The organism is Pseudoalteromonas sp. HM-SA03, from assembly GCF_002289345.1.
Classification (GTDB): Bacteria; Pseudomonadota; Gammaproteobacteria; order Enterobacterales; family Alteromonadaceae; genus Pseudoalteromonas.
In genome coordinates, this window is the sequence record NZ_NSDG01000099.1 from 1 (window position 1) to 1,351 (window position 1,351).

Sequence of the window (1,351 nt, forward strand, 5' to 3'; positions counted from 1 at the left end):
CCACAGTGCGATATCGACAGTTTACTGCCCTGGCATGTTAGCCTCTAGGTGTAGTTAGCCGTACGCTTACTATTTTCTTTTTTTAATGATGTTATTAACTTCCAAAATGCCCAAAATGTTCCCGAACGCTTCCCACTAAGCCCTGCACCAGAGCCAGCTAGAGAAAGATCTTGGCAAGGAAAGGACGCCCAAGCTAAATCCGCTTGTCCTTCTAATTGCTCAATAGTGATATTAGAAACATCATCACATAAAATATCTTCATTGCCCCAATTAGCCATATATGAATCGACCTTTTTTTGGCTAAAGTCATTTGCAAAGAGGCATTCCCAGTTTCTTCCAAGTCCAGCTCTAGCCATTCCGCCACCAGCGAAAAATTCGTAAAATGTCCTCATTAACAATTACTCCTCACAACCCTTTTTAGCGCGCTCTAGCTTCTCTTTTACAGCTTCAGCTATCCAAGTATTTCTGGAAATATTCCCAACTCTTTGCTTTCGCACCACATCAACTTCCTCAAATAGCTCTTTAGAAAGGCGTAAACTAATTCGAGATGTATCTTCTGACTTATTCATTACCAACCCATAATGGCGCCACTTTGGCGCCATTATGATTTTAAAAAAAGATAAAATCAATCATACCTAAATACTGTATAAATAAACATGTAAACTATAGTTTTAATATCGATCATTTTTCAAATAATAAGGCGGATTGGCAACGAGTCGTCCGTCGAGGCCACTGCTCATGATACCTCGACACTCAATCCGCCTTAAAAAATTGCAGGGCCAAAAGAGGGATGGAGATTTGAGCGTGTCAAAAAGGTGTTGCAATCTCTGATCACTGTGATAATTTTTTTATGAACTAGCTCGATATGAGCATCAAAAAAGGCTTTCTCACTACCCGCAACACGTTCCAGAGGAGCTGTATTCGCGCCATTATGGGTCACACGACCATCCCACTATAAACAACACAAATATAAACCAAAGTAGTTCGCGCTGTATTTTTCAACAGAAACCACACGGCTCAGCTTTGTTGCTTTATGTCTTACAAATCACGTTAAGTGCTAAATCTGGCCAGTCCAACATCCATACACTGCGTATCCTAAGCGCTGCAACTTAGGAGAAATAAAATGGCTCTATCTACAACTTTCAATGCACTACACCAACAATCAGCCCCACTTTTTCTAGCTAACTGCTGGGATCCATCATCAGCGTTTATCATCGAACAGGCTGGTGGTCAGGCCGTTGCAACAACAAGCTGGGGTATGTCTAATCATCAGGGCTAGAAACCTGAGCTTCGGATAATTAATGCCTTTCTAGCAGCCAGTTTTAGCGCTACCTGCGTTGAATTCACTTCC

The 1,351-nt window shown here is 41.6% G+C and carries 3 protein-coding genes; 1 reads left to right on the forward strand and 2 read right to left on the reverse strand.

Going from position 1 to position 1,351, the window contains the following annotated elements; translation table 11 throughout:
- Window positions 1-44 precede the first annotated feature (44 nt).
- The gene (locus tag CKO50_RS18800; protein WP_095729396.1) at window positions 45-392 is read right to left on the reverse strand and encodes a DNA cytosine methyltransferase; all 348 of its coding nucleotides are present in this window, start codon (window positions 390-392) and stop codon (window positions 45-47) included.
- A gap of 6 nt (window positions 393-398) precedes the next feature.
- Window positions 399-569: a hypothetical protein gene (locus tag CKO50_RS24100; protein WP_176474710.1), complete on the reverse strand. Its 171-nt coding sequence runs from the start codon at window positions 567-569 to the stop codon at window positions 399-401.
- Between the two features lie 554 nt (window positions 570-1,123).
- Between CKO50_RS24100 and CKO50_RS18810 the strand changes: the two genes are divergently transcribed.
- A complete protein-coding gene (locus CKO50_RS18810) occupies window positions 1,124-1,279 on the forward strand; it encodes an isocitrate lyase/phosphoenolpyruvate mutase family protein (RefSeq protein WP_095729398.1) in 156 nt (51 codons plus the stop codon).
- Window positions 1,280-1,351: the final 72 nt, after the last annotated feature.